Source organism: Arthrobacter sp. SlRoot2-15 (genome assembly GCF_059739345.1).
Genome location: NZ_AP046058.1, coordinates 1,742,279 through 1,767,271 on the forward strand (window position 1 = coordinate 1,742,279; position 24,993 = coordinate 1,767,271).

The following is a 24,993-nucleotide window of genomic DNA, read 5'->3' on the forward strand; positions in this document are numbered from 1 at the left end:
GAATGAGCACCCGAAATCGCCCGCCGGTTGAGGCCCGCGTCTACGTCCCCGCCCCCGGCGAGGCGTCCGACGTCGAACCCATGCCGGCGGGCGATGTCACTGAGGGCGTGGTGCGGGTGGGCGGCACCATCCGCCGCCCACACCAGCCGCAGTCCCTGGCTGTCGCCGCCTACCTGGACTGGCTTGAAGATGCCGGATTCGAGGGCGCGCCAAGGTTCCTGGGCCGCGACGGACAGGGCAGGGACGTGCTGACCTTCCTGGTCGGCGAATGCGCCGGGCCGGTCCCGGAGGCCTGGGTCCAGTCCGAGGAGCTGCTCGCGTCCGTGGCCCGGCTGCTCCGCCGGCTGCACACGGCCTCGGCCGGTTTCGTGCCGGACGCCTATCCGTTTCCGCCCCGCTATACCCCGCCGGGCGCGGTCAGCCCGGACCCGGGTGAACTCGTGTGCCATCTTGACGTCACTCCGCAAAACGTTGTGGTCCGGGACGGGCTCGCCGTCGGGCTGGTGGACTTCGACCTCGCCGGCCCCGCCACGGCGTTCAAGGATTCCTTCAACGCCGCGTCGCACTGGGCACCGCTCCGGGACCCGGCCGACGGGTGGCCGGGCTGGGAAGCCACCGACCCGTTCCGGAGGCTCCGGATTTTCGCCGATTCCTACGGCTGGACCGATGCGGAAAGGCGGGCGCTTCCGGCGTTCGGGATCGAGGCGGCCGCACTGAGCTACCGGCGGATGGAGCACAACGCGAGGGTCCTCGGCGGTGGCTGGGCCCGGATGTGGGGCGAGGGCGTCGGCGGCATGATCCGCCGCCGCGGCGCCTGGCTCGAGGCGAACGCGGAACGGCTGGTGGGGGCGCTCAGCCGCTAGGTGCCCGGGGGGTGCGGCGGCCGCTCAGCGGCTGACGGGTTCGGCCGCGCCCAGCAGGGCAAGCTCGGATCGCCGCGGCATCCCTTCCCAGTCGCCCGACATCAGGCACGCGTAGGCCCCCGTGCGGACAGCCGTCAGCAGCCGCTCACGCACCGGCTGCCCCTCGAGCAGTTCGGCGAGGTAGCCGCCGACAAAGGCGTCACCGGCCCCCACGGTGTCCACGGCCCGGACCGGAATGGCGTCCTGTTGGTGCTCCTCGCCGTCCACGAGGGCCACGCATCCTCGCGCGCCGAGCTTGATGACCACCTGCGCCGGGCCAAGGGCCGCGAGCCGGTGCGCCAAGTCGAGCGGTTCCGCCGCCTCGCCCACCACGATCGCCGCCTCGTCGTCGCCGGCGAACACCACGTCCGCCTGCCGCACCAGCGCCTCGAAGGCGGTTGCGGCGGCGTCCTTCGGCCACAGGGCGGAGCGGTAGTTAAGGTCGAAGGACACCAGGGTGCCGGCGGATTTGGCGCAGTCGATGGCGGCCTGGACCGCCGCCGCGGCGGACCGGGACAGCGCAGGGGTGATGCCGGTGACGTGGAGCAGGCGGGCGGCAGCGATTTTCCGTTCCGGAACGTGCTCCGGCGCGAGCGTCGATCCCGCACTTCCTGAGCGGTAGTACCAGACCTTGGCCGTCTCATTGGTGCGGCGTTCCTTGATCATGAGCCCCGTGGGGGCATCGGGGGCACGGCCGCACTCGACGTCCAGCCCCTCCGCCATCAGCTCGCGCAGGACCAGGTCGCCCAGGCTGTCCGCACCCACCCGCCCCACCCAGGTCACCGGGGTGCCCAGCCGGCGCAGGGCGATCGCCACGTTGCTTTCCGCGCCGCCAATGCCCAGCCGGAGTGACTCCGTGAAGGCGAGGGGTCCTGGGGTGGCGGCTTTCATCAGCGCCATCGTCTCGCCGAGGGTGACGACGGCGCTCGGCCCGGCGCTCACCCCGCGCTCCCGGCGCCGCGCGCTTCGGCGACCAGGCGGCTGACCCTGGCCGCCCGCCGGGTCAGCTCGGAGAGGTCGCCGCCCTTGAAGGCGTCCCCAATGAGCGGGCCGCCGAGGCTGACGGCCAGCGCCCCTGCCCGGATCCAGCCCGGCGCGTCCTCGATTGCGACTCCGCCGGAGGGGATGACCGCCAACTCCGGGAACGGCCCCCTTAGCTGGGCAATATAGCCGCGGCCGACCGTCGACGCCGGGAAAATCTTGACGGCCGTGGCGCCCGCCCGCCATCCGGTGAACAGTTCCGTCGGCGTCAGGCCGCCCGGGAAGACCGGGATGTCCCGCTCCGCGGCGGCGCGGACAATGGCGCTGTCGGTCACCGGGGTGACGAGGAAACGCGCCCCGGCGTCGAGGGCCTCTCCGGCTTCCGTCTCCGCCGTGACGGTGCCGACGCCGATTTCGACGTGGTCCCCGAAGTCCCGGATCAGTCCGGGCAGGAGCTCAAAGACCCCTGCCGTGCTCAGCGTCAGCTCGATCGAGCGGACTCCCCCGTCGGCGAGCGCGGCGATGACGGGTGCGTATTCGCGGGCGTGGCCGGCGCGCAGCACCGCCACCACGGGGTTCGCCTGCAGGATGGCGCTCGGGGCGGGGCGCCGGAGGGTGTCCGTCCCGCTGCTCATGTCACGGTTCCCAGTTGCCATGGCACAAATTCTTCCTGTCCGAGGTCGAGTTCTTCGCTGACGGTCTGCGCCCCGGATGCCACGGCGAGGATGCGGGCAAAGATCAGCTCCCCCACCTCCTGGACTGTCGCTTCGCCGTCGACGATGACGCCGCAGTTCAGGTCCAGGTCCTCCGGCATGCGTTCGTAGAGCTCGGTGTTGGTGCCGAGTTTGATGCTGGGCACAGGCTTGCAGCCAAAGACGGAGCCGCGGCCGGTGGTAAAGCACACGACGTTGGCGCCGCCGGCCACGAGCCCCGTGACGGACACCGGGTCGTAGCCTGGTGTGTCCATGAAGACGAGCCCGGGGCTGGTCATCGGCTCGGCGTAGGCGTAGACGGCGGACAGCTCGGCCTGGCCGGCCTTGGCCACGGCGCCCAGCGATTTCTCCAGGATCGTCGTCAGGCCCCCGGCCTTGTTGCCGGGCGAAGGGTTGTTGTCAAGGCTTCCGCCGCCGGAGCTGGCGTAGTCCCGCCACCATTCCAGCTGCCCCAGCAGCCGCTGCCCCACCTCGGGAGCGATGGCCCGGCGGGTGAGGAGGTGCTCGGCCCCGAAGACCTCGGGCGTTTCGGCGAGCGCCGACGTTCCGCCGTAGGCGACCAGCAGGTCCGAGGCGACCCCCAGCGCGGGGTTGGCCGTGATGCCCGAGTACCCGTCCGAGCCGCCGCAGTTCAGGCCCAGCACCAGCTCGGAAACGTCCACGGGCTCCCGCTGCAGTTCGTTGATGGCCGGGAGCATCCCTTCGATCAGGGCCACCCCCGCCTTGACCGTGGCCCTGATCCCGCCCGAGTCCTGGATGGTGAGCCGCTCGATCAGCGCGGGCGCGGTTTCCGGGTCGAGGAAGCGTTCCGTCTGGAGCATCTCACAGCCGAGTCCGAGGACCAGCAGGCCGGCGAAGTTGGGGTGCGCCGCGTAGCCGCGGAGGGTCCGGACCAGGACTTCGGCGCCCGCGCTGCCCAGCACCATGCCGCAGCCGCTGCCGTGGGTCAGGGCAAAAACGCCGTCGACATTGGGGAAGGCGTCAAGGGCGCTACCGCGGAACTGGTCGGCGATCATCCGGGCGGTGCTGGCCGAGCAGTTAACGGAGGTCAGGATGCCGACGTAGTTGCGGGTGCCGACCTTGCCGCCGGCCCGGCGGTAGCCCTGGAACGTGGGGCGCGGCCCGGCCGGAACGGCAGGGCCGACGCGGGCCGTGCCAAACTCGTAGTCCTGCTTCACTTCGTCCATGCCGAGGTTGTGTGTGTGCACGTGGTCCCCCGGCCGGATGCCCGTCAGGGCGCGGCCGATCGACTGCCCGTACTTGTGCACCGGCGCGCCGCCGGCGACCGGCTTCAGCGCGATCTTGTGCCCGCGCGGGACGTTGGCCCTGACTTCCAGCACCGGGCCGGCGGTGTCCGGGGCGGGGTCCGATGCTGCGTCCAACAGCCTGGTTCCGGCGGGGAGGTCGCGGGTGGCGACCCCCACGTCGTCGCCGGCAGCCAACTGCAGGACGCAAGACGCGAGCGGAAGGGTTGCGGCGGTGGTCTCGGGGGCGGTCACCAGTCATGCACCGTCCCGTCAAGCAGGCGGGCCGTCGGAAGGTACGCCGGGGTGTACTCGAAGCCGGCGGCGAGGTCGTCGTCGTAGTCCACGCCCAGGCCGGGGTTGTCCCCCGGGTGCAGCAACCCGTCCTCGAAGGCGTAGCTGGTGCGGAAGACCTGCAAGGTCTCCTCGGAGTGCTTCATGTACTCCTGGATGCCGAAGTTGTGGATCGCCAGCCCCAGGTGCAGCTGGGCCGCCTGGCCCACCGGGGAGATGTCCGTCGGGCCGTGGAAGCCCGACTTGATCTGGTAGATCGCGGCGAAGTCCATGAGTTTGCGCAGCGCCGTGATGCCGCCCGTGTGGGTCACGGCGGAGCGGACGTAGTCGATCAGCTGCTCGGTGATCAGCGTCTGGTAGTCGTAGACGGTGTTGAAGACCTCGCCGATCGCCAGCGGGGTGGTGGTCTGGGACCGGACCCGCCGCATGCCCTCCTGGTTTTCCCCGGGGGTGCAGTCCTCCAGCCAGAACAGGTCGTATGGCTCGAGGCTCTTCCCCAGCGAGGCCGCCTGGTTCGGCGTCATCCGGTGGTGGCCGTCATGCAGCAGGACCAGTTCCGGTCCGAACTTCTCCCGGACCGCGGCGAACACGCCTGGAACGTGGCGGAGGTAGGCGCGGGAGTCCCAGAGTTCCTCCGCCGGTTTCGGGAGGCGTTTGGCGGGTTCGTAGTCGTAGCGTTGTCCGGGCCGCTGGTCCCCGGCGACGCCGTAGATCTGCCCGAGCCCGGGGACGCCGGTCTGGATGCGGATGGCTTTGAAGCCCTGGTCGAGATGGTTTTGGATCGAGACGCACAGGGCGTCCAGGTCGGTGCCCGACGCGTGGCCGTAGGCGAGGCAGCCGATGCGGGAGGCGCCGCCGAGCAGTTGGTACAGCGGCAGGCCGGCCACTTTTGCCTTGATGTCCCAGAGTGCGACGTCGACGGCGGCAATCGCGGCCATCGTGATGGGGCCGCGCCGCCAGTAGGCGCTGCGGTAGAGGAACTGCCACGCGTCCTCGATCATCGCCTCGTCGCGCCCGATGAGCAGCGGGACCACGTGCTCGCTGAGATAGGCGGCCACGGCCAACTCGCGGCCGTTGACGGTGGCGTCGCCAAGCCCCATCACACCGTCGTCGGTGGTGATGCGCAGGGTAACGAAGTTCCTTCCCGGACTGCTGACCAGGACCTCGGCTGAGCGTATCGTCATTGATGTTCCTTCCGGGGTCAACCGCGGGCGGCGTAGGACTGCAGGGGCAAGTTGTAGGTGAGGTCGACGGCGGTTTCCACGGCTTCCGCCATGCCCAGCCGCCCCTCGGCGACGAGGCGCGCCAGGTACCCGGCGTCGATCCGCCGGGACAGGTCGTGGCGGGCCGGGATGGAGGCGAGCGCCCGGGTGTCGTCGACGAAGCCGCTCGTGTTGTAGAAACCGGCCGTTTCGACGGCGGATTCACGGAAGCGCCGCATCTGCTCCGGGCTGTCCAGGAACCACCAGGGGGCACCGAGTTTCATGGCGGGATAGCATCCGGCGAGGGGCGCGAGTTCCCGCGAGTAGACCGTTTCGTCGGTGGTGAAGGCGATGAAGCGGAAGTCCTTGTTCATGCCGAAGCTCTCCAGCAGCGGCCGCAGGGAACGGGTGAACTCCACGCCGACGGGGATGTCGAAGCCCTTGTCGGGGCCGTAGGAGTCATACACGCTGTGGCAGTGGTTGCGCAGCACTCCGGGATGGAGCTGCATCACCAGGCCGTCCTCGACGGACATCCGGGCCATCTCATACAGCATGCTGCCGGAGAACGCCTGGGCCTCCTCGGCGGTCACTTCCCCGCGGACCGCCGCGGCAAAGATCCGGTGCGCCTCCTCCGGCGGCAACGGGGTGGTGTCCGCCAGCAGATGGCCGTGGTCGGTGGCGCGGGCGCCGGCGTCGACAAACGCGCGGCGCCGCTGCCGGAGGGCTGCCAGGAAGCTGGCGTAGTCCGCTACCTCCAGCCCGGAAACCTCGGAGAGCATCCGGATTTCGTCCTGCCACCTGGGGTGGTCGATATGCAACAGCGAATCCGGCCGGAAGGTCGGAACGATCCGGCCCGGCCCCAGGGCATCACTTAGTTTGCGGTGGGCGGAAAGGTCGGACAGCACCGAATCCGTGGTGGCCAGAATTTCCACGTTGAACCGGTCAAGAATGGACCGGGGGCGAAACGCCTCGGTGTGGAGCAGGGCCGAGAGCTTGTCGAAGATGACATCGGCATTCTCCGCGGACGGCTGCAGCGGCGTCTCGAAAACGACCGCCAGCTCGTGTTCGAGCCAATAGCGGGTGGGCGTTCCGCGGAACAGTTTCCAGTTCTCGCAGAAACGCCGCCAGATCAGGCGCGCATCCCGCTCCGCCAGGGCGCCGTCCTGCCGGTTCGCCACACCGAGTTCAGCCGGCGAGTAGCCCTGCGAGACCAGCATGCGCACGAGGTAGTGGTCCGGAATCACCAGCAATTCCGCGGGGTTTCCAAAGAATTCGTTGTCCACGAACACCTCGGCCTCGACGTGGCCGTGCATCGACACGATGGGCAGTGCTGACACGGCGTTGTACAGCTCCCGGGCGATGGTCCGTGTTGCCGGATCCGCAGGAAGGGCCCGATCGGGGTCGATCGCCCAGGCAGTGGAATCACTCATGTAATTTGCCTCTCCAATGAAACAAAATGCAACAAAATCAACGTTTGAACTAAATCTAAATATGCACGCCGATGCCTCGTAAAGCAATGAAAGTGGCGTAATTGCCGGGATTTTGCCGCGGTGAGACCGGGCCTTCAAATGATTCTTTCTGAAACTATTGACAGATCATTGCAAACGGTTGCAGGATGTGACGGACCGCACATGACGGCGGCTGACGACGATGTTAGGTGAAGTACGAATGAAGGGATCCATCACGGTCCGGGACGTGGCGAAGGCGCTGGGCGTCTCGCCGTCGACGGTGTCCAGGGCCCTGTCCTCCTCGGATCTGGTCGCCCCCCGCACCCGCCAGCAGATCGTCGACAAGGCTCGGGAACTGGGCTACACCCCCAATAACGCCGCCCGGGGACTCGCCACCGGCCGCAAGGGGACGCTCGGCCTGGTGGTCCCGGATCTGGAAAACCCCTATTTCGCTTCGGTCACCAAGGGCGTGCAGGCCAGGGCTCTCGCCGCAGGCTATTCGGTCTTCGTGGCCGACTCGGACGAGGACAGCCGTGTGGAGCGGGAGCTGGTGAGCAAGCTCAAGCCGCAGGTGGACGGGCTGATTCTGTGCTCCTCCCGGATGTCGGACGCGGACCTGGCGTCGCTGCTCGGCGGTATCCCCGTGCTGCTGATCAACCGGCGTCTGCAGGGCCTGCCGGACATCACCGTCGACGACCAGGAGATTGTCCGCCAGGCGCTCGAACACCTCCACGCCCTGGGACACCGGAAGGTCGGCTATGCCGGCGGCCCCACCGGTTCCTGGTCGGACCAGCAACGGCGCCTCGGCATCGAAAAGGCCGTCCCGGGCCTGCCCGGACTTGAAGTGATGTCTTTGGGCTCGTTCGCGCCGGTCTTTGGCGGCGGCCAGTCCGCGGCGGATCTCGCCGTGGCCGCCGGTCTCACGGCCGTCCTGGCCTACAACGACCTCATGGCGCTGGGCATCATCGCCCGGCTGCATGCCCGGGGCATCACCGTCCCGGACGAGATGAGCGTGGTCGGCATTGACGACATCAACGCCGCAACCCTCGTCTCCCCCGCTTTGACCACTGTCCGGGCGCCCTTGCGGAAGGTTGGCAGCGCCGCCGTCGATCGGCTGGTCGACAGCCTGGATCCCCATTCGGCCCCCCGCGCCGCCGAGTACCTTCCGATCGAAATCGTTGTCCGGCAGTCCACATCCGTAGTGCCCTCCGCCATCCGTGAGCGTCCGTCCGGCAACGCTGCCGGACGCAATGAAAGGAAATCCCATGCGAGCATCTAGAAGAGTCCAGTGGGCAGCAACCCTCGGCGTGGCCGGGCTGCTGGCCACCGGCTGTGGCGCCCCGGGGAGCGACAACGCCTCCGCAGCGACGCTGTCTGCCGGCAGTGTTCCGGAGAAGCCCTCCAAGGCCGTGACCCTGAACATCCTCGACGTTGCCGGCAACAAGCAACTGACCGGCGCCATCTTCGACCAGTTCGCCAAGGACCACCCGGACATCATTTCTTCGGTCACGTGGGAGACCGCCGGCGCGCCCGACATGGCCGGCAAGGTCAAGGCCCAGCAGCAGGCCGGAAACCTCAAGATCGACCTCGTCCTGACCGGCACCGACGGCCTGGCCGCCGGTATCAGCGAGAGCCTGTTCGCCCCGGTCGCCAAAGACTACAAGGACCGGCTGGGCAACATGGCCAACTACCAGGAACCTGCCGCCGCGATGCAGAAGCTCGCGCAGGACCAGGCTGTCGCGCTGACCTACTACCCCTCCGGGCCGCTGCTGGAGTACAACCCGGACAAGGTGCCCAACCCGCCGAGCACGGCAGAAGAACTCCTGAGCTGGGCCAAGGAGCACCCGGGCCGCTTCGGCTACGCCCGCCCGGCCAACTCCGGCCCCGGCCGCACCTTCCTGATGGGCCTGCCGTACATCCTCGGCGACTCCGACCCCAAGGACCCGGTGAACGGCTGGAGCAAGACCTGGGACTACCTCAAGCAGCTCAACCAGAGCGTCACGTCGTACCCGACCGGTACGGGCGTGACCATGAACAACTTGAAGAACGGCACCTGGGACATGGCGATCACCACCACGGGCTGGGACATCAACCCCCGCGCGCTGGGACAGGTGCCGGAAAACTTCAAGACGAAGGCGCTCAAGGGGTTCACCTGGGTCACGGACGCGCAGTACGCCGCGGTGCCCAAGGGTGTCTCCGCGGACAAGATGGCCGCAATCCTGCAGGTACTGCAGTACGCACTGACCCCGGAACAGCAGGCCAAGACATTTGACACCGGCTACTTCTACCCGGGTCCGGCCATCAAGGACGTCAGCGTTGACCTCGCCCCGCAGGCCAGCAAGGATGTCATCGCCAAGTTCGGCCGCCCTGAATACGATGCGCTGATCAAGGACAACCCCAAGGCCACGCCGATCGACGCCGCCGCCCTGGTCAAGGCCTTTGACACCTGGGACACGCAGGTGGCCACCGGAAAGGTTGAACAGAAGAAATGAGCATTCACGCCACGAGTTTTGAGACGCTCGAGCTTGAAAATGTGGCCCGCTCCTTCGGCGGCCAGAACGCGCTCCGGAACCTCAACCTCTCGATCCGCAGCGGGGAGTTCATCGCCCTGCTGGGACCGTCCGGCTGCGGCAAGTCGACGGCGCTGAACTGCCTGGCCGGCCTGCTGCCGCTGACCGGCGGGCGCATCCTCATGGACGGCAAGCAGATCGACCAGCTCCCGCCCGAGAAGCGCGGCTTCGGCATGGTTTTCCAGAACTACGCCCTCTTCCCGCACCTGAGCGTGGAGAAGAACATCGCGTTCGGCCTCGAGATGCGCAACGTTCCCAAGGCGGAAATCAAAAAACGTGTGGCCGAGGCGATCGAACTGGTCCAGCTCGGTCCGCACGCGAGCAAACTGCCGGGCCAAATGTCCGGCGGCCAGCAGCAGCGCGTGGCAATCGCCCGCGCCGTCGTGCTCCGCCCGCCGCTGGTCCTGATGGACGAGCCGCTCTCGAACCTGGACGCGAAACTGCGTCTGGAAATGCGGACCGAGATCCGCCGCCTGCACCAGTCGCTTGGCCTCACCACGCTCTACGTGACGCACGACCAGGAGGAGGCATTGTCGCTGGCCGACCGGCTTGTGGTGCTCCGCCTCGGCGAGGTGCAGCAGGTCGGCACGCCGCAGGAGCTGCACGAGCACCCGGTCAACTGGCATGTGGCGGACTTCATGGGCTACCGCAACCTGTTGGAGGGCGTCGTGGAACGGGTCCACGGCGGCGCCGTGACCGTTTCGGTCCTCGGCACCACCATTACCGGTTCCACCAAGGAACCGCTCCGCGCCGGCGACGCCGTAAAGGTGGGGCTGCGCCCCGAGGACTTCGACATCGCCCCGGCAGGGACGGCTCCGGCCGGCCTTGCCAGCATCGACGCGACGGTCGAAGTCGTCGAATACCAGGGCCGTGAGTTCGCGGTCGAGGCCCGGTCCGACGCCGGAAAGCCGCTGCACGTCCGGACGCCCCGCCATGTGGAACCCGGCCAACGGGTCACCCTGACCGCAGCGCAGGAGCGGGTGCTGGTCTTCCCGGCCGAGCTTTCGGCGGCGGCGAGCCCGGCCCCCGAGCTTGAGGCGGCGGTACTGTGACCCTCACCGGGCAGCGCCCGGCCCGGGTGGAGCAAGAGGAACCGGGCAACCGGCCCGCACTGTCCCACCGGCTGGCCGAACGCGGCATCGACAAGCTCCTGCTCCTGCTGCTGCCAGCCCTGGTGTTCGCCCTGGTGCTCTTCGTCTACCCGTTCGTCTACGGCCTCGGACTGTCCTTCCAGCCTAAAACCGGCGGACTGTTCGGCGCCTACGTGAAGTTCTTCACGGACCCCTCGGTCAGGGGGCTGGATTCGATCTGGGTGACCCTGCAGCTGGCACTCCCGGCGGCCCTGCTGAACGTCCTGGTCTCGGTTCCGATCGCGTACAAAATGCGCGGAAAGTTCCGCGGCAAGCGCGCCCTGACCACGGTGCTGGTCATCCCGATCACGCTCGGCACCGTCCTCACCGCCGAGGGCCTGCTGAACTTCTTCGGCCAGCGCGGCTGGCTGAACCGCTTCCTGGGACTCCTCGGCTTCGAGCCGCTCCAGCTGGTCCAGAACTACTGGGGCGTGCTCTGGTCCCTGATCATCTCGGGGTTCCCGTTCGCGTTCCTGCTGATCCTGTCCTACCTCTCCGGCATCGACCCCTCGCTCGAGGCGGCTGCCCGGACCCTGGGCGCGGACTGGAAGCAGCGCTTCCGCCGGATCACCCTGCCGCTGCTGGCACCCGGACTGGCCATCACCTTCTGCCTGACCTTCGTCCTGGCCTTCAGCGTCTTCCCCTCGGCCATCCTCGTCGGCGACCCGTCCGGGTCCACCCGGGTCATCGCCTACGTTGCCTACAACGCCTGGGGCCAGCAGTTCGACTACCCGCTCGCGTCCGCAGCGGCCATCGTTATGGGCGCCGTGGAACTGGTCGTCATCGTTCTGGTGCTGATCTGGCGCTCCCGCATGTACAAAGGATCCACCGGAGGTAAGGGCTGATGAGCCTCACACTTAAACCAAAGTCCGGCGCCACGCCCGCCGCCGCCAAACGGCCGCTGGCGGCTTCCCCTGGAACGTTCCTGATCTGGGGAAGTATGGCCGTGTTCCTCCTGCTGCTGCTTGGCGTGGTGTCCTCCGTTGTCGTCAACTCCTTCGCCAAGGAATGGTTCGACACCTGGTTGCCGTCGGGCTACACGCCCGCCTGGTACGCCGACGCCTGGAAGGAATACGACCTCGGCCAGGTCATTGGCACCACGCTGACTGTCTCCATCGCCGTCGTCGGAATCTCCGTGCTGATCGGCGCGCCTGCCTCCTACGTGCTGGCCCGCCGCAGTTTCCCGGGCAAGAACATCCTGATGCTCGTCTTCCTGCTGCCGATCATGATGCCCCCGATCACCTACGGGATCCCGCTGGCGACGCTGCTGACGTACTACCACCTGGCACCGGGCCTGACCGGCGTGATCCTGGCCAACCTGGTTCCGTCCATCCCGTTCGTCATCCTGACCATGACGCCGTTCATCGAACAGATCAACCCGTCGATCGAGTCGGCGGCACGGATGTGCGGCGCCAACATGCTGCGGCTGTTCACGAGGATCCTCGCGCCGCTCCTGGTGCCGGGCATCCTCGCCGCCGCGGTCCTGGTGCTGGTCCGGACGGTGGGCATGTTCGAGCTGACCTTCCTGACCTCGGACTCCACCTCCGACACCCTTGTGGTGGCCCTGTTCACGGCCATGACCGGGGCCGGCATCCGCGCCCAGCAGTCAGTCGACGCGATGGCCGTGGTCTACATGCTCATGATGATGGTGCTGCTGGTGGTGGCCCTCCGGTTCGTCAATCCCACCCAGCTTGTCTCGCAGGTCCGGGACGAGACGGACTGACCGCCGGGCGGCCGCACGGGCCGCCCTCCCCCGCCGGCTGAAAGGCCAACGATGTCTGCAATCACCACCACAGAACGCCTCTCGCTCGCAACTGTGGCGGCGGCAGCGGAACGCCCCGGCGTCTCCGGTCCCGCCGTGGATCCCCGTGCCCTCAGCACCGGCATGGTCCACTTCGGCGTCGGCGCCTTCCACCGCGCGCACCAGGCGGTGTACACCGAGGACGCCGCCGCGGCTACAGGCGATACCCGGTGGGGAATCCTCGGCGTCACCGGACGGTCGGCGCGGGTAACGGAACAGCTCGGACCCCAGGACGGCCTCTACACGGTGCTAACCAAAGCCCGGGACTCCTCGTCGCTGCGGGTGATGGGCTCGCTGCGCGGGGTCGCGTTCCCGGGAACCGGCTCCGACGAGGTGCTGCGGACGCTGGCAGTCGAGAGCGTGCACCTGGCATCCCTGACCATTACCGAAAAGGGTTACCCGCGGGTACTCGACGGCGGGCTTGATCTGACCAATCCCGCGGTGGCGGCGGACGTCGACGCGCTGAAAGCCGAGGTCGCCAGCCGGGGCTTCGGCGGCCCGGGCCGCACCCCTCTCGGCCTGCTGGTACGGGGCCTGGCCCGGCGCCACGCGTCCTCCGGCGCCCCGTTCGCGGTGATGTGCTGCGACAACCTGATGTCCAATGGCAGCGTCACCCGCCGCCTCGTGCTGGAGCTGGCGGAGGCGGCAGGGGCGGAGGGACTGTTGGAATGGCTCGACGCCGCCGTCACGTTCCCCTCCACGATGGTGGACCGGATTGTCCCCGCGACAACCGAGGCGAACCGCAGGGAGGCCGAACGGCTGCTGGACCTCCGGGATGAGGGCCTGGTGGTGGCGGAGCCGTTTGGCCAGTGGATCATCGAAGACAACTTCCCCGGTCCGCGCCCGGCATGGGAGCGTGCCGGGGCTATCGTGACCGGCGACGTCGGCACCTTTGAACTCGCCAAACTGCGGATGCTCAATGCCACCCACTCCCTCCTGGCGTACCTCGGCGCACTCAGGGGGTACCCAACGATCGCCGACGCCGTCGCCGCCGACGGGCTCGTGGAGGAGGCGCGCCGCCTGCAGCGCATCGACATCATTCCCACCCTGACGCCCCCGCCGGGCACGGATCTGGGAGACTACGGCGAATCGATCCTGGACCGGTTCGCCAACCCGAACCTGGGCCACACCACCCTGCAGGTCGCCATGGACGGGTCGCAGAAGCTGCCGGTCAGGATCCTCGGAACGGTGGCGGACCGGTTGTCCGCCGGCGAAGTCCCCCACTCCGGCGCCCTGCTGGTCGCGGCCTGGATGGTGTTCGTCTACCGCGGGCGGGACGTCAAGGGCCGGCCGCTGGCCTTGGATGATCCGATGGCGGAAGCGCTGCGGGCAGCCGCGGCCGGCCCGGAGGCCGGGCTCGCCGGCCGGCTTCTGGCGGTCAAGGAAATCTTCCCCGAGGAACTCGCGGGCCATCCGGGATTCCGCGCGGCGGTGGCTGAGGCGGTCCGGAAGCTGCTCTCAGAGATTCCGTAGGCGGCAGGCCGCAACCTGCCCAGCGCCCTTACCGGCCGATGAAGTCCGCGTTCGAGAAGGCGACGCCAAGGGTGACGACCACCAGCACCGTGATGGCAATCGCGACATAGCCCAGGACCAGGCCGGCGATCGCCATGCCCCGCCCGGCCGGCTCCCGGCTCAGCGCGAGATGCCCGAGGACGACGGCGGCCAGTTGCGGGAGCAGGAAAAAGCCGAAACCCAGGAAGGACGCGATGCCACAGCACAGGCTCGCGATGCTCAGGACCTTCGGAGCGGCGGCCACGCCGTAGTAGTTCGGCTGGCCGTAGGCATCGGCGTGCGGTCCCGGCGGCCGCCCGTAGCTGCCCGGGTAGCCGGCCGGCTGCCCGAGGTGCGGTGCCGACGCCGGCATTGGCGGGACATGGCCGTCGGGACCATACGGCGGGCTCCAGGGCGGCTGGTCCCCGCGCTGCGCCCCATCGTGCCTGGTCTGATCGGTCATGGTGTTCCCCTCTGGCATGTGTCCCTCAAGATTACCGCCGCGCCGTTTCGAGAGCGTGACCTGCGGCGTCACAGCGGCCCGATTCCCGCGAAACCATGTTGCCCCGCCCCCCGCGTCTGGCATGCTGGAGCCATGGCTAGCCGCGCGGGCACTGTTGCCCAACCCCAAGACCTTGTTGACCTCACTGCGCTCCTGGACGCGTACTACGACGTCGCGCCTGACCTGGGCGACCCAGGCCAGCGGGTGGCGTTCGGAACCTCCGGGCATCGGGGCTCAAGCCTCAAGGCCTCGTTCAATGAGCCCCACATCCTCGCCATCACCCAGGCCATCGTGGAATACCGCGCGGGCCAGGGCATCACCGGTCCGCTGTACCTCGCGAAGGACACCCACGCCCTGAGTGAACCGGCGCAGAATTCCGCTCTCGAGGTCCTCGCGGCCAACGGCGTGCACGTCCTGATCGATGGCCGCCACGGCTACACACCCACCCCTGCCCTGAGCCACGCCATCCTGACCCACAACAACAACTCGGCCGCCGGCGCGCCGCAGGCCGACGGGATTGTGGTGACCCCCAGCCACAACCCGCCCGGCGACGGCGGCTTCAAGTACAACCCGCCGCACGGCGGCCCGGCTGACACCGACGCCACCGGCTGGATCGCCAACCGCGCCAACGAGCTCCTCGAGAACGGCCTGCGCGGGGTCAAGCGCGTCCCGATTGCCGAGGCCCTGGCGGCCGGCACCACCGGGAAGTTCGATTTCCTCTCCAGCTACGTCGACGACCTGCCGTCCGTGCTTGACCTGAACGCCATCCGCGAGGCGGGGGTCCGCATCGGCGCCGACCCCATGGGCGGCGCCTCCGTGGACTACTGGGGCGAAATTGGCGAACGCCACCACCTCAATCTCACCGTCGTGAACCCGACCGTCGACCCGCAGTGGGCCTTTATGACGCTGGACTGGGACGAGAAAATCCGGATGGATTGCTCCTCGCCGTCGGCCATGGCATCGCTGATCAACCGGATGGCTGAGGGCGCCAGCTTCGACATCGCCACCGGGAACGACGCCGACGCCGACCGGCACGGCATCGTGACGCCCCTTGTCGATGGACAGGGCGGCCTGATGAACCCCAACCACTACCTCGCCGTTGCCATTGACTATCTGTACCGGCACCGCACCGGGTGGAACCCGCAGTCCGTGATCGGCAAGACCCTGGTGTCCTCCTCCATCATCGACCGGGTGGCCGAGAGCCTGGGCCGGAAGCTTGTTGAGGTGCCGGTGGGCTTCAAATGGTTCGTGCCCGGCCTGCTGTCCGGCGAGGGCGCCTTCGGCGGGGAGGAATCCGCCGGCGCCTCGTTCAACAAAATGGACGGCAGCGTCTGGACGACGGACAAGGACGGCATTCTGCTGGCCCTGCTGGCCTCCGAGATCACCGCGGTCACCGGGAAGTCCCCCTCGCAGCTGTACAAGGGCCTCACCGACCAGTTCGGCGACCCTGTGTACGCACGCATCGACGCCGCCGCTACCCGGGAGCAGAAAGCCGCCTTGGGGAAGCTGTCGCCCTCGGACGTCACCGCGACGGAACTGGCCGGCGAGACCATCACGGCCAAGCTGACTGAGGCACCGGGCAACGGCGCGGCCATCGGCGGCCTCAAGGTGGTCACCGAGAACGCCTGGTTCGCTGCCCGGCCTTCCGGCACCGAGGACGTGTACAAGATCTACGCCGAGTCCTTCAAGGGCGCGGAGCACCTCAAGCAGGTCCAGGCCGAGGCCAAGGCCCTGGTGGACGGGGTTATTTCCTAGCCGGACCGCCCCGGAAGCCCGGCATGGCTCCGGGGCGGCGGCTCAGGCCGTCTGTTCCTCGCGGAGGCTGGTTGCCAGCACCGACCGGTCCCGGCCGAGCGTTTTCGCGCGGTAGAGGGCGGCGTCCGCCGAGGCGACCAGGGCCTTCATATCGACCCGGCCGGGGCCGGTCGAGGCAATCCCGTAGCTCACAGTAGGAAGCCGGGCCGCTACGTTCGGTTGTGCTTCCTGCAGCCGGCGGCTGATGACGGCCGCCATCTCACCGGCCCGCTCCGGACTGAGGCCAGGCAAGAGCAGGATGAACTCCTCCCCGCCGTAGCGCCCCACGAGGTCTGTGGAGCGGACCGCTGACGTGCACGCGGCAGCGAACGCCTGCAGCGCCTCGTCGCCGGCAGCATGCCCGTACTGGTCATTGACGGCCTTGAAATGGTCCAGGTCGGCCAGGACAAGGGCGGCGGTGGTCCGGGCGCCGCTGAGGCGGCGCAGTTCATTCTCCGCCAGGTCCACGAAGGCGGTGCGGTTGAGGAGCCCGGTGAGCCCGTCGACGGTGGCGCGCGCCCGCAGGTCACGGGTCAGCTGCTCGTTGCTCAGCTCCACCATGGTGAAAGAGGCCAGCACCAGGATCATCGAGGTGAGGAGTGTCGTCACCACCGAGCCGAAGTAGGAGACGAAGACCGGGCCTTCCGGGCCGTCGATAAGAAAAGCGGCCAGCCGGCCGGCGTAGAAAACGGCCAGGAACGCTGAGCCATAGGCGAGGGGGCGGTGCACGCGGGAGTAGTCGACGTCGAGCACGAAGAGCTCCCGGGACGAAAGCCCGAGCATCAGTCCCATCATGCCGAGCAGGACCGCGCCGCCGGACCAGTTGTTGGTTGCCGGATGGTCCAGGATGGACAGGATACCCGTCACGGCCGGACCCGCCAGCATGGCCCAAAGCTGGGAGCTTCGGTTGCGCAGCGACCGGGCGCCCGCCCACATGGCGACGGCTCCGCCAACCAGCAGGGTGTTGCCCAGCGGGTTCGCCCAAGCCTGATGCTCGGTACCATCGAGCAGATACGACGCCGATCCGGTGAGGAAGAGCAGCAGGGCGGAGCACCACCATCCGCTGAAAAGGGATCGGGTCCGCCGGTAGGTGATGAAGTAGAACAGGCAGAGCAGCGTCAGGGTGACTACGGCCAAGGCAACCCGCAAGGTGGAGGTGTCAAGCATCATCCTGTGGTTCCCCCAGCACGCACCTCGTGACCCCGGTGGTTGTCGGTGTCAGTCCCATTTTGACCCAAGTATTGCACCTCGGACGGCGAATGAAGAGGTTCGTTCACAATGTTGCCTCCCAAAGCCGGAGCAGCCGCCTCGTGGAGTGTCCGCCGTCGGGAGCCATGTCCACCAGTGCGATCCGGTCCAGCTCCAGGTTCTCACCGGCCCTGGGCGCTTTCCCGTCCCGGTGGGACACATGCGGACGGAACCCCGCCATGGTGTAACCGGGGGTGGCGATCCGGCCCGGCAACGCCTCGACCACTCCCACGAGTGCCTCATGGAGGCCCTGGAGTGGGGCGCTGGCCTCGATCAGGCTGACCGGGACTGACCCGCCGCGGCCAAAGCCAGCCTCTCCGCCGACAGTGACGGTGCTGCCCAGCGCGGCCCGGACCGGCGCGTCCATAAGCCCGGCCACGCGCGCGGCCAGCGCGTCATCCCCGACGGCGGCAGCGTCGCTGCTCTCCGGGCCCCCGGCACCGTCGTCGCCTTCCGACGGTGGCCCGTCGCCCTGCGGCGGTGGCTCGACGACGTCGAACTTCACCAGCGTGATGTGCAGGGGCCAGGCGTCGCGGGGGAATTCCATTCCCTCGGTGACCGGCTCTAGGAAGGCGACCACAATCAGGTTCCGCATGGGCATAGTCTGCCACTGCCCGCCGACGTGGTCGCCGCCCGGTGGTCAGACGGTACGGACCACGTCTTCGTAGGCGAACTTGGGCTTCGGAGCGCCCCAGGCGTTCTCGGCGGCCTGGCCGATGTTGACCACCATAAAGCTCTTCTGGCTCCCGTCCGCGAAGAAGGCGGCATCGATCTTGCCAAAGTCGGCGCCGGTCATCGGCCCGGCCGAAAGTCCCAGCGACCGGACGGCGAGGATGAAGTACCCGGCCTGCAGGTGGGCGTTGTTGTTGCCGGTGGCCGCGGCGAGGTCCGGCGCGGCGTCGTACATGGCCTTGGGGGCGTTATAGCCGGGGAGGAAGGTGTCCCACTGCTCATGCCAGGCGGTGTCGGTGCTGAGGACCGCGACCAGGGGCGCGGACGCAGTCTTGGCGCGGTTTCCGGCGGAAAGGGCGTCCACCAGGGTGGCCCGGGCCTCGTCGGAGCGGACGTAGGTGACACGCAGCGGCTGCGAGTTGAACGCGGTGGGACCGAACTTGGTCAGTTCGTAAATGGCGCGTGCCTGCTCGTCCGTGACCTCGCCGGTGAAGGCGTTGGCTGTGCGCGCCTGGGCAAAGATGGCGTCCACCGCTGCGGCGTCGATTACTGCTTCTTCATGGGCGATCGTCATTCGCATCCCTTTCGCTGGGGGCGGCCCGTCCGGGGCGCTGCTGCTGTCCCTTGCTTCAACCGGCGTTCCGGCCGGCAGCTTCCCGGCGAACGGCGTGAGCTCGCCCACAGCGGATAGCGGCGGGGTTTACTTCCCCGCCGTCACCGCTGCGTGCCCTGCACGGCCGACGTCGAGTTCCTCCGGAAAGGTCTCCCAGTGCCTGAGCGGCGAGAAGATGACCGGCAACGCCGAGGCGGCGGCAATGACGGCCGACGCCCAGAGGACGGTGGCCTCCCCGGCGAGGAGTGCGAGGAAGCCGCCAGCGAGGCTGGCCACGGGCATCACGCCCAGGGTGACGAGGCGGTAGCTGGACATCGCCCTGCCCATCAGGCCCACGGGGACGAGCCGGGCCACGATGCCGGCACCCGCCAGGCCGTTGAGCACCACGAAGTAGGACCAGCCGAAGCCGGAGAGGCCCACCCAGAACACCGCCGGCAACGCCAGGGCGGGGGCCGCGGGAACCAGCAGCATGGAGCAGGCGCCGGCCAGGCTGGCGATGAGCTTGGTCCTGCCGATTCCGAGGCGGCGGGTTATGCCGGTGGCCATCAGGGAGGCCGCCAGTCCGCCGGCGGCGGAAACGGCGCCCAACGCGACGACCTGGTCCACCGGTATCCGCAGGTCATTGAGGACAAAGACGACCTTTGCGCCGGCGGCCCACATTCCGGCCGCGTTGACCAGCGCAATCGAGCCCATCAGGGCCCGGACGATCGGGTGCCCCAGTGTGAAGCCCAGCCCGTGGCGCGCCTCCGCCCAAAATCCCGTTGGCCCTGGGGACCGGGCGGACCGCGTCTCGGGGAGCCCGCACGTCACCGCGGCGGAGAACAGATAGGCCACGCTGGAAATCGCCAGGAGGGCCGGCGCAGCGGCGAGCCGAATCAGGGCGCCGGTGACGCCGGGGGCCGCGACGGCAAGGCCGCTTTGGACGGTCTGCACCCTGGCGTAGCCCCGCGCGAGTTGGTCTCCCGCCAAGAGCGTAGGCATCACCGCCGACTGCGCCGAGGTAAAGAAGACGTCGGCGATGCTGATGACGGCGGCGACGAGGAAAAGGTGCCACAGCTGCAGGGCCCCCGCCGCATAGGCAACGGGCACAGTCAGCACCGCGGCTGCCCGGACGAGGTTGGCGCCGATCAGGACCGGTTTCCGGGGCCAACGGTCCACCAGGACGCCGGCGGGTACGCCGAGAACCAGGAACGCCGCCAGGCCCAGGGCATTGAGGATTCCCGCTTCAAAAGCGCCGGCGCCGAGGACGGCAACGGCCACAACCGGCAACAGGGCGCGCGCGACGTCGTCACCGATCCCGTCGCCGATGCCAGCAATAAAGAGCCACCGGAACGGTCCCCGCAGGAGCGGCCCGGAAGATGCAGCGCCGGAGCCCTGTTCTTTGCCGGCGGGGCGGCTACTCTGGGAGCCAGGCGATGTGCGAAATGTCACACGTGAGGGTGTCAGGTAACGCCTGACGTTGTCAACGCCGCCACGCACGAAGGGGCCAAGATGGTCGACGTCGATTCGGGACAGCGCTATTGCTCTTTCTGTGGCCGCGTCGGGAGCCGGGACCGGCGGCTCGTGGATGGCCCGGGCATTTCGATCTGTGAGCACTGCCTGGGCGCCGCCCGGGATCTTCTGGACGCCCCCGAGCAGGCTGACGGTGCCCGCTCCCTTGGGCCCGATTGGGAGCGGCTGAGCGATGAGGAACTCCTGGCGCAGCTGCCCAAAATTGCCCGCCTCGGCTCCCAAGTCGAGGGTCAACTGCGGCACTGGGTCGGCGCCGCCAGGGAAAGAGACATCAGCTGGTCCCGGATCGGTGCCGCCCTGGGCATCACCCGGCAAACCGCGTGGCAACGGTTCAAGGAGGCCCCCTGAGCGGGGTGGGGCCGGGGATCAGGCGTCGTCGTACGGCAGGGGGCAGCCGCAGACTGGCTCTGCTGGGTCGGCTACCCGGCGGCGAAGAGCATCGGCCCGCATGACGCCGAAGAGGATGCTGAGAATCTTTCGCACTGAACCCATCCGTTGACCGAGCACTGCCGAATCCCTAGTGAACGACATGCTCGTCCGCGGCGCCCTGAACGGGCGCTGCGGGTGCGGCGCCAGCCGGCCAAACCGGCCCAGTGGTGGTGTAAGCAGATCGGAGGTGGGGATGGACCGCACGGCCATCAATCCCCTCTGCACTCTCAGACTGCTCCTGGTCGGCGGCCTCTTCGCGGTCATCTGGATCATTTTCGGGGCCGGCGCGGCTCAAGCAGCCGAGTCCTCGGACCCGCCGCCGGCAGAGCCGGCGAATGGGTCGATATCCTCGCTCATCCCGCCCCTCAAACCTGTTATCGCGGCGGTCCAGACGCCCGTTCACCCGGCCCCACAAGAAACGTCCATCCGCCCGGCCCAGGTGTCTGAGAAGCCCGCGGTTGCCCCGTCCGCACCGGCCGGCGATCTCCTACTGGACGGGACCATGGCCAAAGCCACCGCACCCTCGGCGACCTTGGCTCTCGATGCCGCCCTTTCACCGGCGTCCGATCCCCTGTTGGACAAGACCCTAGTTCTGATCCCGGTCACCGCGCCGGTCACGCACGTGGCCGAAGCGGCTGTGGCCCCGGTCCTTGCGCCGGTCACGCTCCTTGCGGTCGGCACCGTACAATCGGTGCTGTCCCCTGTGACGGACGTCGCCGTCGGTGTTCTCAACCCGGTGAGTGGCGTTTCCAGCAGCCTAGTTGGCACCCTGACGCACACGGTGGCGGCACCTGCCTCACCCGTGCTCACCGTCCCGGGCGTCACGCCGTCAAGTGCGCCCGGCGGTGTCCAGGCCGGCACTGGAGCATCGGCTTCTCTCGCAACGGAAGCTTCCGCTCCGTCCCAGCTCCGGAGGACTACGGCTAACCCAACGGCGTCGGAGTTCGCATTCCCGGTAGGGGCGGGCGCTTGGATGACCACGGCGTCGACGTCCGGCGACGAAAGTTCTCCGCGGGGCCCGTTTGGTACGCCAAACCACAGAGATCCCGCTACCGTTCCGGCACCGGTCTCCGGTAGCCAGGGAAGCGGCGGCTCTGCGGGCCCTGGCCAGGCAAGCGCTGCTGATCTTTCCTACCGCTTCATGTTGCCCGTCACACGGAACGGGGAAGGCTTCCCCTTCAGTTTTGTTGTCCCCAAGGCCGCTGACCCGGCACCTGGATTCTCACCCGGCTGATGATGCCTGCGCCGCGCTCCCGAGCGCGGAAGAACGACTAGGCATACCGGCACCCTGCCGGGAGAACCATCAATCCACGTGAGGAAAAACAGTCATGAATTCATTTGTCCGAAACACCCTCTGCGCCGCTGCCTTCGCCGGCGGAATCATTGTAGTTGGGGCCGGAGCGGCCTCGGCCGATACCGGGACCCAGCAGCACCTCGCCAGCAGCGGCCAGACAAGCATCACCTCGGCCTCCACGACGGCGTACCGCGACAGCATCGCGACGAACCTCGGCCTGGGCCTGGGCGCTAACCTGAACACGGCCAGCACCCTCCAGGGCACCAGCAGCGGGAACACCACCGGTACCGACCGCGGGTCTTACACCTCGACGTCGAACCTCGGCCTGGGCCTGGGCGCGAACCTGAACACGGCCAGCACCCTCGAGGGAACCAGCGGTGGAAACACCACCGGCACGGACCGCGGGTCTTACGCCACGGCGTCGAACCTCGGCCTGGACCTGGGCGCTAACCTCAACACGGCCAGCACCCTCCAGGGCACCACCGATGAGAACTCCGGCACCAACCGCGGAACCTACACCACGGCGTCGAACCTCGGCCTGGACCTGGGCGCTAACCTCAACACGGCCAGCACCCTCCAGGGCACCACCGATGAGAACTCCGGCACCAACCGCGGAACCTACACCACGGCGTCGAACCTCGGCCTGGACCTGGGCGCTAACCTCAACACGGCCAGCACCCTCCAGGGCACCAGCGGTGGGAACACCACCGGCACGGACCGCGGGTCTTACACCACGGCGTCGAACCTCGGCCTGGGACTGGACGCGGACCTCAACACGGCCAGCACCCTCCAGGGCACCAGCGGTGGAAACACCACCGGCACGGACCGCGGGTCTTACGCCACGGCGTCGAACCTCGGCCTGGGACTGGGCGCGGACCTCAACACGGCCAGCACCCTCGAGGGAACCAGCGGTGAGAACACCGCCGGCACGGACCGCGGGTCTTACACCTCGGCGTCGAACCTCGGCCTGGACCTGGGCGCTAACCTGAACACGGCCAGCACCTTCCAGAACACCAGCGGTGGAAACACCACCGGTACCAACCGCGGAACCTACACCACGGCGTCGAACCTCGGCCTGGACCTGGGCGCTAACCTGAACACGGCCAGCACCTTCCAGAACACCAGCAGCGGGAACACCACCGGCACGGACCGCGGGTCTTACACCTCGGCGTCGAACCTCGGCCTGGACCTGGACGCGAACCTCAACACGGCCAGCACCCTCCAGGGCACCAGCGGTGGAAACACCACCGGCACGGACCGCGGGTCTTACACCACGGCGTCGAACCTCGGCCTGGACCTGGACGCGAACCTCAACACGGCCAGCACCATCCAGAACACCAGCGGTGGAAACACCACCGGCGTCCTCGGCCGCTAAGTTCTGCTGAGGCTGAATATGCCAGGGCGGGGCCCGGATGCTGCACAAAGCACCCGGGCCCCTGCCTGAGGCAGGGTGCGTTTACCTTTCGGTGGGCGCGGTCACGGACGCAGCCGATGATCCTTGACCAGCAGGCGGGCAGAGAAGTGTTCCTCTTACTGTCTGAGGTCACTGATGAAATTAGTCCATGGGAATCGGTGCAGCTCTCATCGCTCGTCCGGCCATCCGGCCGGACGGTGAAGGACGCCGGGTTCCGCCGCTGGACAGCGTTCTCGGGCGGCTGCGCGGGTTCTGTGCGACGGCGGTCGGGGACGCGGCGCTGATGGACTTTGGCGAGGCGGCGGAGTTCGCCGGCCAGGTCGAGGAGATCTCCCGAGCCGCGGAATACCTGCAGCTCGTCGCCGCGGGGGCGGTGGAGCGCACCCGTCGGGAGGCCGCCGCCGACGGCGCCCCGGCCCTCGATGACGGCTACCGCAAAACCGGCGAGTTCCTCCGTGACCGGTTGCAGATCAGCGCCGTCGAGGCCCACCGCCGGCTCACCCTGGCTCAGGAGCTGTTGCCCCGCACCGGGATGACCGGCCAGCCGCTGCCGCCTCTGCGCGAGGAACTCGGCGCGGCCGTGGCCGCCGGGACCGTCCCGTCCCGCTCGGCGACCATCATCACCCAAGCTTTGGGCCGGGTCCGGCCCGTCTGCGACGCGGTGACCAGCGCCCGGATGGAACATGCCCTGACCCGCACCGCAATCGAGCACGACCCGGACTACCTGACCCGGATCACCCGCCGCTGGGTGGACGCGATCGACCAGGACGGCGCCGAACCGAGCGAGGAAGTCCTCCGCCAGCTCCAGGGCGCCTTCATCCGGAAACCCCGCCACGGGCTGCAGCACCTGGAAATCTTCGCCACCACCGAACAGTTCGAACACCTGCTGACCGTGATGAACACCGCCACCAACCCCCGCACCAGGGGGACCGCGGCCGCCAACGGGGCTGCCCCCGGCGGAGCGGACGACGGATCAGACGGCGGAGAGGCTGCGGACGGCTTCGTGCCGAACGTCCTGGACCGGCGGTCGCGGCCGCAGAAACACCTCGACGGCCTCGTCGGCGGCTGCAAGGTCGCCATGGCCTCCGGCGGACTACCCGCCACGGGCGGCCTCCGGCCCCAGGTCATGGTCACCATCGACTACCGCGACCTCCTCGAACGCCTCCACCGGCTGACCGACACCGGGGAAGCTTGGAAGCTGGAAAAGTCCGTGGACGCCGGAAAGTTCGACCGGACCGGGGACGCCAGCGGACTCAACCCTGGCACCGGCGCCGCCACCGGCCCCCTCGGGTTCACCGGCACCGGGACCATGGCGTTCACCGGCCCCGTCACCGCCGCGACCATCCGCAAAATCGCCTGCGACGCCGACATCATCCCCGTCCTCCTCGGATCCAAGGGCCGCGTCCTGGACATCGGCCGCACCACCCGCGTCTTCCCGCCCCACATCCGCAAAGCCATCACCGCCCGCGACCAGGGCTGCGCGTTCCCCGGCTGCACCATCCCCGCCCCCTGGTGCGAAGCCCACCACATCGACTACTGGTCCCGCGAAGGCTCCACGAGCACCGACAATGGAACACTCCTCTGTTCACACCATCACCACCTGATCCACAAGGAACAATGGACCATCCAGCCCCGCAACGGCATCCCATGGTTCATCCCGCCACCCCACCTCGACCCCCACCAGCAACCGAGACGCAACCACTACTTCCGCTGCTGAGGCACGAGGCCAGTTGGCCAAG

General features: G+C 68.5%; 21 protein-coding genes. 11 read left to right on the plus strand and 10 right to left on the minus strand.

The features are described from left to right. The first annotated feature begins 2 nt into the window (after positions 1-2). On the plus strand, positions 3-863 hold the full coding sequence (locus tag AC6I9V_RS07915) for an aminoglycoside phosphotransferase/kinase family protein (RefSeq protein WP_497898983.1): 861 nt from the start codon (positions 3-5) through the stop codon (positions 861-863). A 24-nt stretch (positions 864-887) separates the two neighbouring features. Here the strand turns inward: AC6I9V_RS07915 and AC6I9V_RS07920 are convergent, their stop codons facing one another. Genes AC6I9V_RS07920 through uxaC form a run of 5 tightly spaced genes read right to left on the minus strand, consistent with a single transcriptional unit; the run spans position 888 to position 6,766 of the window. Beyond that, positions 888-1,844 carry a sugar kinase gene (locus AC6I9V_RS07920; protein ID WP_497898984.1) on the minus strand — a complete coding sequence of 319 codons (957 nt, stop codon included), beginning with the start codon at positions 1,842-1,844 and terminating at the stop codon, positions 888-890. Beyond that, positions 1,841-2,539: a bifunctional 4-hydroxy-2-oxoglutarate aldolase/2-dehydro-3-deoxy-phosphogluconate aldolase gene (locus AC6I9V_RS07925; RefSeq protein ID WP_497898985.1), complete on the minus strand. Its 699-nt coding sequence runs from the start codon at positions 2,537-2,539 to the stop codon at positions 1,841-1,843. Before AC6I9V_RS07925 ends, AC6I9V_RS07920 begins: the two co-directional genes overlap by 4 nt. Continuing rightward, complete coding sequence (locus AC6I9V_RS07930) at positions 2,515-4,095, minus strand: UxaA family hydrolase (protein ID WP_497898986.1); 1,581 nt, start codon at positions 4,093-4,095, stop codon at positions 2,515-2,517. Before AC6I9V_RS07930 ends, AC6I9V_RS07925 begins: the two co-directional genes overlap by 25 nt. Continuing rightward, complete coding sequence (gene manD / locus AC6I9V_RS07935) at positions 4,092-5,318, minus strand: D-mannonate dehydratase ManD (protein ID WP_497898987.1); 1,227 nt, start codon at positions 5,316-5,318, stop codon at positions 4,092-4,094. The genes AC6I9V_RS07930 and manD overlap by 4 nt, the downstream gene beginning before the upstream one ends. Positions 5,319-5,335: 17 nt before the next feature. Further along, positions 5,336-6,766, minus strand: a complete 1,431-nt coding sequence (gene uxaC / locus AC6I9V_RS07940) for a glucuronate isomerase (protein ID WP_497898988.1) — start codon at positions 6,764-6,766, stop codon at positions 5,336-5,338. Between the two features lie 238 nt (positions 6,767-7,004). Here uxaC and AC6I9V_RS07945 point away from each other — a divergent pair, with 238 nt between their 5' ends. The 6 genes from AC6I9V_RS07945 to AC6I9V_RS07970 are packed head-to-tail and all read left to right on the plus strand — an operon-like array spanning position 7,005 to position 13,758. Then, complete coding sequence (locus AC6I9V_RS07945) at positions 7,005-8,063, plus strand: LacI family DNA-binding transcriptional regulator (RefSeq protein ID WP_497898989.1); 1,059 nt, start codon at positions 7,005-7,007, stop codon at positions 8,061-8,063. After that, on the plus strand, positions 8,050-9,276 hold the full coding sequence (locus AC6I9V_RS07950; protein WP_497898990.1) for an extracellular solute-binding protein: 1,227 nt from the start codon (positions 8,050-8,052) through the stop codon (positions 9,274-9,276). The genes AC6I9V_RS07945 and AC6I9V_RS07950 overlap by 14 nt, the downstream gene beginning before the upstream one ends. Continuing rightward, positions 9,273-10,406, plus strand: coding sequence for an ABC transporter ATP-binding protein (locus tag AC6I9V_RS07955; protein ID WP_497898991.1), 1,134 nt, complete (start codon positions 9,273-9,275; stop codon positions 10,404-10,406). Before AC6I9V_RS07950 ends, AC6I9V_RS07955 begins: the two co-directional genes overlap by 4 nt. Beyond that, positions 10,403-11,329, plus strand: a complete 927-nt coding sequence (locus tag AC6I9V_RS07960) for an ABC transporter permease (protein ID WP_497898992.1) — start codon at positions 10,403-10,405, stop codon at positions 11,327-11,329. The genes AC6I9V_RS07955 and AC6I9V_RS07960 overlap by 4 nt, the downstream gene beginning before the upstream one ends. After that, a complete protein-coding gene (locus tag AC6I9V_RS07965) occupies positions 11,329-12,207 on the plus strand; it encodes an ABC transporter permease (protein WP_497898993.1) in 879 nt (292 codons plus the stop codon). The genes AC6I9V_RS07960 and AC6I9V_RS07965 overlap by 1 nt, the downstream gene beginning before the upstream one ends. Positions 12,208-12,258: 51 nt before the next feature. Further along, positions 12,259-13,758 (plus strand): mannitol dehydrogenase family protein, encoded by a 1,500-nt coding sequence (locus tag AC6I9V_RS07970; protein WP_497898994.1) that lies wholly within the window; start codon positions 12,259-12,261, stop codon positions 13,756-13,758. 28 nt (positions 13,759-13,786) lie between these two features. On the opposite strand, the gene AC6I9V_RS07975 is transcribed toward AC6I9V_RS07970, so the two are convergent. After that, positions 13,787-14,239: a DUF4190 domain-containing protein gene (locus AC6I9V_RS07975; RefSeq protein ID WP_497898995.1), complete on the minus strand. Its 453-nt coding sequence runs from the start codon at positions 14,237-14,239 to the stop codon at positions 13,787-13,789. A 132-nt stretch (positions 14,240-14,371) separates the two neighbouring features. On the opposite strand from AC6I9V_RS07975, the gene pgm reads away from it, so the two are divergent. After that, positions 14,372-16,033, plus strand: coding sequence for a phosphoglucomutase (alpha-D-glucose-1,6-bisphosphate-dependent) (pgm, locus tag AC6I9V_RS07980; protein ID WP_497898996.1), 1,662 nt, complete (start codon positions 14,372-14,374; stop codon positions 16,031-16,033). A gap of 42 nt (positions 16,034-16,075) precedes the next feature. Here the strand turns inward: pgm and AC6I9V_RS07985 are convergent, their stop codons facing one another. The 4 genes from AC6I9V_RS07985 to AC6I9V_RS08000 all read right to left on the minus strand — a co-directional run bounded on the left by AC6I9V_RS07985 (position 16,076) and on the right by AC6I9V_RS08000 (position 20,036). Beyond that, positions 16,076-17,242, minus strand: a complete 1,167-nt coding sequence (locus AC6I9V_RS07985; RefSeq protein WP_497898997.1) for a GGDEF domain-containing protein — start codon at positions 17,240-17,242, stop codon at positions 16,076-16,078. Positions 17,243-17,345: 103 nt separating this feature from the next. Beyond that, positions 17,346-17,915: a hypothetical protein gene (locus AC6I9V_RS07990; RefSeq protein ID WP_497898998.1), complete on the minus strand. Its 570-nt coding sequence runs from the start codon at positions 17,913-17,915 to the stop codon at positions 17,346-17,348. Between the two features lie 45 nt (positions 17,916-17,960). Beyond that, positions 17,961-18,566 (minus strand): malonic semialdehyde reductase, encoded by a 606-nt coding sequence (locus AC6I9V_RS07995; RefSeq protein WP_497898999.1) that lies wholly within the window; start codon positions 18,564-18,566, stop codon positions 17,961-17,963. Positions 18,567-18,692: 126 nt separating this feature from the next. Then, complete coding sequence (locus tag AC6I9V_RS08000; protein ID WP_349413539.1) at positions 18,693-20,036, minus strand: MFS transporter; 1,344 nt, start codon at positions 20,034-20,036, stop codon at positions 18,693-18,695. A gap of 60 nt (positions 20,037-20,096) precedes the next feature. On the opposite strand from AC6I9V_RS08000, the gene AC6I9V_RS08005 reads away from it, so the two are divergent. The 3 genes from AC6I9V_RS08005 (at position 20,097) to AC6I9V_RS08015 (ending at position 24,971) form a co-directional block, all read left to right on the plus strand. Further along, positions 20,097-20,465: a ClpX C4-type zinc finger protein gene (locus AC6I9V_RS08005; protein WP_497899000.1), complete on the plus strand. Its 369-nt coding sequence runs from the start codon at positions 20,097-20,099 to the stop codon at positions 20,463-20,465. A gap of 1,409 nt (positions 20,466-21,874) precedes the next feature. Further along, entirely contained in the window at positions 21,875-23,215 is a 1,341-nt protein-coding gene (locus AC6I9V_RS08010) for a beta strand repeat-containing protein (RefSeq protein WP_497899001.1), read from the plus strand. 187 nt (positions 23,216-23,402) lie between these two features. Next, positions 23,403-24,971: an HNH endonuclease signature motif containing protein gene (locus AC6I9V_RS08015; protein ID WP_497899002.1), complete on the plus strand. Its 1,569-nt coding sequence runs from the start codon at positions 23,403-23,405 to the stop codon at positions 24,969-24,971. Positions 24,972-24,993: the final 22 nt, after the last annotated feature.

Bases quoted from the DNA above. Each gene is read 5' to 3' on its own strand.
- AC6I9V_RS07915 (WP_497898983.1), top strand. From the start codon at position 3: ATGAGCACCCGAAATCGCCCGCCGGTTGAGGCCCGCGTCTACGTCCCC.
- AC6I9V_RS07925 (WP_497898985.1), bottom strand. From the start codon at position 2,539: ATGGCAACTGGGAACCGTGACATGAGCAGCGGGACGGACACCCTCCGG.
- manD (WP_497898987.1), bottom strand. From the start codon at position 5,318: ATGACGATACGCTCAGCCGAGGTCCTGGTCAGCAGTCCGGGAAGGAAC.
- uxaC (WP_497898988.1), bottom strand. From the start codon at position 6,766: ATGAGTGATTCCACTGCCTGGGCGATCGACCCCGATCGGGCCCTTCCT.
- AC6I9V_RS07945 (WP_497898989.1), top strand. From the start codon at position 7,005: ATGAAGGGATCCATCACGGTCCGGGACGTGGCGAAGGCGCTGGGCGTC.
- AC6I9V_RS07950 (WP_497898990.1), top strand. From the start codon at position 8,050: ATGCGAGCATCTAGAAGAGTCCAGTGGGCAGCAACCCTCGGCGTGGCC.
- AC6I9V_RS07955 (WP_497898991.1), top strand. From the start codon at position 9,273: ATGAGCATTCACGCCACGAGTTTTGAGACGCTCGAGCTTGAAAATGTG.
- AC6I9V_RS07965 (WP_497898993.1), top strand. From the start codon at position 11,329: ATGAGCCTCACACTTAAACCAAAGTCCGGCGCCACGCCCGCCGCCGCC.
- AC6I9V_RS07970 (WP_497898994.1), top strand. From the start codon at position 12,259: ATGTCTGCAATCACCACCACAGAACGCCTCTCGCTCGCAACTGTGGCG.
- AC6I9V_RS07975 (WP_497898995.1), bottom strand. From the start codon at position 14,239: ATGACCGATCAGACCAGGCACGATGGGGCGCAGCGCGGGGACCAGCCG.
- pgm (WP_497898996.1), top strand. From the start codon at position 14,372: ATGGCTAGCCGCGCGGGCACTGTTGCCCAACCCCAAGACCTTGTTGAC.
- AC6I9V_RS07985 (WP_497898997.1), bottom strand. From the start codon at position 17,242: ATGATGCTTGACACCTCCACCTTGCGGGTTGCCTTGGCCGTAGTCACC.
- AC6I9V_RS07990 (WP_497898998.1), bottom strand. From the start codon at position 17,915: ATGCGGAACCTGATTGTGGTCGCCTTCCTAGAGCCGGTCACCGAGGGA.
- AC6I9V_RS07995 (WP_497898999.1), bottom strand. From the start codon at position 18,566: ATGACGATCGCCCATGAAGAAGCAGTAATCGACGCCGCAGCGGTGGAC.
- AC6I9V_RS08005 (WP_497899000.1), top strand. From the start codon at position 20,097: ATGGTCGACGTCGATTCGGGACAGCGCTATTGCTCTTTCTGTGGCCGC.
- AC6I9V_RS08010 (WP_497899001.1), top strand. From the start codon at position 21,875: ATGAATTCATTTGTCCGAAACACCCTCTGCGCCGCTGCCTTCGCCGGC.
- AC6I9V_RS08015 (WP_497899002.1), top strand. From the start codon at position 23,403: ATGGGAATCGGTGCAGCTCTCATCGCTCGTCCGGCCATCCGGCCGGAC.